This is a genomic window from Ideonella azotifigens, assembly GCF_006519715.1.
Taxonomy (GTDB): Bacteria; Pseudomonadota; Gammaproteobacteria; order Burkholderiales; family Burkholderiaceae_C; genus Ideonella; species Ideonella azotifigens.
On record NZ_VIDT01000565.1, the window covers coordinates 1 to 3,628 of the forward strand.

A 3,628-nucleotide genomic window follows, 5' to 3' on the forward strand; every position below is an offset into this window, starting at 1 on the left:
CTCACCCAGCGTCGCCGGCTCGGCTTGCTGGGCGGCCAGCCGGGGCTGGGCTGGCAACTGGACGATCAGAGTGGACATGGACGGCGGAAACTCGACGCGGAAGGCATGGGGGTATCAGGCAACAGGCATGGCGAGCCGCCGGGCAGGCTGATGGCCGTCCGGCGTGGGCACGCCGGTGCCCTGCAACCCGCTATTGTGGCGCGAGCCGGAGCGGCGTCGGCCCACGTTTGTGGGGAGTGGGTCTGGCGCTTCATTTGGACAGGCGCTCGCGCCACAGCACGCGCACCTCGGCCCCCTGCCGCTGGACCAGCGAAATCTCGCGCAGCACCGAGTCTTCGTAGCGCAGCTGGCCGGTGACTTCGAAGTACTGGCTGGCGATGCCGGCCACCTTGCCCCATGCGGTGGCATTGGTGCTGAACTTGTCGCCCAGCGCCTTGGCCGCTGAGCCGACCGAATCGAACCCCTTTTTCAGCTGCGCGCGCTGCTGCACGAGGCGCTGCGCGCTGGAGCGGTCCAACCCTTCCATCACCGACATCAGCACCTCGGGTGAGGCGGTATTGAGGTTCACCGTGGTTGTGTTTGGCAGGATGGTCACGTAGGGCGTCAGCCTGTCGATGGTGGCTTGATCCAGCCCCAGCCAGCGCAGCTGGGCCACGCGTTGGGGCCGGATCGGCGCACTGGCCTGGGCCTTCTGACCACCATCGACCAGATCTTCCGCGTCGCTGGAGACCGCCATGGCTTCGGCGATGCGCTGCGCCACCCCCACGGGCAGCCCGAGCGTGTCGCAGAGCCGGGTGAAGGCCAGCAACTGAAGCTTGGCCTGTTCTTCGTCGTCGTTGGCCAGGTTGCGCAGGTTGTAGCGCGAGGTCGCATCGACGATGTCGCCGGACAGGAAGGCGTCGAGCCCGGTGTCCTGTGTGTTGTCCTTGTCGGCCGCCAGGAAGGTCGACAGCCGGATTTCCGCCAGGCCGGTGGCCCACGGCTCGGTCAAGGCATCGCCGCCGCCATCGCGCTGATCCTCGCGCAGGATCAGCCGCGCCCAGTCCAGCGCACCACCCAGCAGCCAGGCCGACTGCGCCCTCGCGCGCTCCGCGCTCTCGACCTCGATGGCCCGCCACTGCTGCCAGACCATGCCCGCCGCCAACGTGGCCACCAGCGTGACGATCAGCATCGCCAGCAGCAGGGCCGCACCGCGTTGCGTGTGGCGGTTGAGGTGTTGGGCGGTCATCCGCCGCTTCCTTGTGTGCCTTGCAACTGAAGGTCGCGGGTCAGCACGCCTGCCGGCAGGCTCAGAACCAGGCGCACGCCTTGCGGCAGGTCATCGTCGTCGCTGCTGGCGTTTGCCGCTGCGGCAGCCGCAGCCGCAGCCGCAGCTGCTGCATCACCAGTCCCGGTTCCCGCGCTCTTATCATCCATCGGTTGCGTGTTCGTCGTCGTGGTGGACTTCGTCGTGCGGTTGCCGCTGGACTGCGCATTGCTCCAGCTGTTGTCGCCCTGGCGGTAGTAGAAGACCTGCCAGTTGCTCAGCTCGGTCAGCATCGGCAGCGCGCCGTCGCGCAGGCTGCTCCATTGCTGGCTGCGCATCCACCATTCCTGCAGGTCCTGCAGCTTGGTCACCGGCGGCGAGGCCCAGCGGTACAGCGTGTTCTCCTGGCGCGTCCAGACGACCAGCATCAGGCCGTCCGGCGCACGCCGGGTCAGGCGCAGCGCGCTGCCGTCGAAGCGAAGCGGCGGCGCGCCGGGGCTGGCCTGCAGTTGCTGCAGGTCCTGCTCCCATTGCGAGATCACGGTGGCCATCTGCAGCGTGCGTTCGGTACTGCCCTGGGCGCCGTCGCGCACGCGCACCAGTCCGTCCATGCCTTGCCAGGCCATCGCGGCCAGGATGGCCATGATGAACAGCGCGACCATCACCTCGATCAGCGTGAAGCCAGGCGCGGCGCGGCCTTGCGGCGCAGAAGAAGGAGGGCGCGGGTACATCTGGAACATGCGCTCAGTAACGCGGCAGCACGGTGGACTGCGTCAGCAGCTGCTGGCCGCTGTCGTTGGCAATCACCACGTCGATGCGGCGGAAATTCGGGTTTGGCGTGGCCTGTACCCGCACCACGCTGCGGTAGGTGTGTGCCAGCTGCATGCACTCCCCCGTGCTCTCGCCAATGTCGGGGAAGCGGTGGGCCAGCTTCAGTGCGGTCAGCTCGTTGTCGGCGCACCACTGGGCCTCTGTGACCGAGGTCAGGCGCTGGGCGTTGTTCAGCAGCGAGCCGCCGGCCCGGCTGCCGGCTGCCAGCGCAATGGCCACGATGGCGACCGCCACCAGCACTTCAACCAGCGTGAAGCCGTGCGCTGCCCTGGGGTTCACGGCGTCACCGCCGCGTTGGCCGCATCCACCTGCACAAACGGGCCCAGCCCATTGGTGGCCAGCACCAGCCGGCGTGCTTCGAGCTGCAGCACCACCTGTTGCGCGCCGATGACCGGTTCCGGCCCCAGCCGCAGCGGGCCACCACCAACGACTTCGGCCCGGGTGCTTTCGTCCAGCCATTGGGTGGGCAACTGGATGCTGTCGGGCAGGCCGAGGAAGTTGAAGCCCGGGCCATCGCTGCGCGGCAGCCAGGTCACTTCCAGCCCCATCGAGCGCGAACGGGCGCGGGCGCCTTCGAGCAAGGCGCTCAGCCGAGCACCTTCTTCCTCCAGCTTGCTGGCCGCCCGGTCGCGCAGCGACAGCGAGGCAATGCCCATCGCGATGGCAATGATGGCGACCACGATCATCAGCTCCAGCAGCGTGAAACCGCGCTGGAGGCCGTGACGGCGATCAGGAGAGAAACGGGCAGGCCCGCGGGTCGAGGTCAATGCGGTGCCACGAGAGACGGTGCGACCGGCAGCCGGTGCAGCACCGCTTATTGCCAGGAGCCGATGTCGGCGTCGGTGCCTTCGCCGCCGTTCTGGCCGTCGGCGCCCAGGCTGAAGACGTCGATCTCGCCTTGCACGCCGGGGTTGGCATACAGGTACGGGCGGTGCCATGGGTCATCCGGCAGCTTGTCGACGTAGGGTCGCCAGTTCGGCGGGATCTGGCCGACGGTGGGCTTGTGCGCCAGCGCGTCCAGGCCTTGTTCGGCGGTCGGGTAGCGCTGGTTGTCCAGCTTGTAGAGCTTGAGCGCCTGCATCAGGGCGCCGATGTCGGTGCGGGCTGCCGTGACGCGGGCCTGGTCTGCGCGGTCCAGCACGTTGGGAACGATCAGCGCGGCCAGCACGCCGATGATGACCAGCACCACCATCAGCTCGATCAGCGTGAAACCCTTTTGCGCCGCTTGGCGCAGGCCTTTCAGGCCATTTGGGCGGAGGGGTGATCGGGGCATGGCAGACATGTCGGTAAAGAGGCCTCGTGGGCCGTCGGGCGAGGGGTGGGCTTGCATGATAATCGCCCGATGGCTTCGCGATTATTAACGTTTGTGGTGTGGGCGCTGGTGGCTGCCAGCGGGCTCTTCTGGGGCCTGAAACTGTTCACCCATGCCCGTGGTTTGCCCGACAACGCGCAGGCGACCCGGCAGGTCGTGTCCCAGGGCGGCGACCTGAGCCGGCTGCTGGGCACGGTGGTCGTGGCCGCGGCCGAAGAGGAGCCCGAAGACGCCAGCGA

At 68.1% G+C, this 3,628-nt stretch carries 5 protein-coding genes and 1 pseudogene; 1 reads left to right on the top strand and 5 read right to left on the bottom strand.

Features of this window, described 5'->3' with window-relative positions:
- Nucleotides 1-250 precede the first annotated feature (250 nt).
- The 5 genes from gspK to gspG all read right to left on the bottom strand — a co-directional run bounded on the left by gspK (nucleotide 251) and on the right by gspG (nucleotide 3,350).
- Nucleotides 251-1,228 (bottom strand): type II secretion system minor pseudopilin GspK, encoded by a 978-nt coding sequence (gene gspK, locus FKP22_RS24105; RefSeq protein WP_141290205.1) that lies wholly within the window; start codon nucleotides 1,226-1,228, stop codon nucleotides 251-253.
- Entirely contained in the window at nucleotides 1,225-1,977 is a 753-nt protein-coding gene (locus FKP22_RS24110) for a PulJ/GspJ family protein (RefSeq protein WP_141290209.1), read from the bottom strand. The genes gspK and FKP22_RS24110 overlap by 4 nt, the downstream gene beginning before the upstream one ends.
- 13 nt (nucleotides 1,978-1,990) lie before the next feature.
- Nucleotides 1,991-2,356: a type II secretion system minor pseudopilin GspI gene (gspI, locus tag FKP22_RS24115; protein ID WP_141290206.1), complete on the bottom strand. Its 366-nt coding sequence runs from the start codon at nucleotides 2,354-2,356 to the stop codon at nucleotides 1,991-1,993.
- Nucleotides 2,353-2,763 (bottom strand): type II secretion system protein GspH, encoded by a 411-nt coding sequence (locus FKP22_RS32610; RefSeq protein WP_233446960.1) that lies wholly within the window; start codon nucleotides 2,761-2,763, stop codon nucleotides 2,353-2,355. Before FKP22_RS32610 ends, gspI begins: the two co-directional genes overlap by 4 nt.
- Before the next feature lie 128 nt (nucleotides 2,764-2,891).
- Nucleotides 2,892-3,350: a type II secretion system major pseudopilin GspG gene (gene gspG / locus FKP22_RS24125; protein ID WP_211361555.1), complete on the bottom strand. Its 459-nt coding sequence runs from the start codon at nucleotides 3,348-3,350 to the stop codon at nucleotides 2,892-2,894.
- Between the two features lie 69 nt (nucleotides 3,351-3,419).
- On the opposite strand from gspG, the pseudogene FKP22_RS24130 reads away from it, so the two are divergent.
- A pseudogene (locus tag FKP22_RS24130) lies at nucleotides 3,420-3,628 on the top strand (type II secretion system protein N); the annotation flags it as partial.

What these genes read in the sequence shown, in the direction of transcription:
- FKP22_RS24110 (WP_141290209.1), bottom strand. Translation starts at nt 1,977, where the DNA reads ATGTACCCGCGCCCTCCTTCTTCTGCGCCGCAAGGCCGCGCCGCGCCT.
- gspK (WP_141290205.1), bottom strand. Translation starts at nt 1,228, where the DNA reads ATGACCGCCCAACACCTCAACCGCCACACGCAACGCGGTGCGGCCCTG.
- FKP22_RS32610 (WP_233446960.1), bottom strand. Translation starts at nt 2,763, where the DNA reads ATGATCGTGGTCGCCATCATTGCCATCGCGATGGGCATTGCCTCGCTG.
- gspG (WP_211361555.1), bottom strand. Translation starts at nt 3,350, where the DNA reads ATGCCCCGATCACCCCTCCGCCCAAATGGCCTGAAAGGCCTGCGCCAA.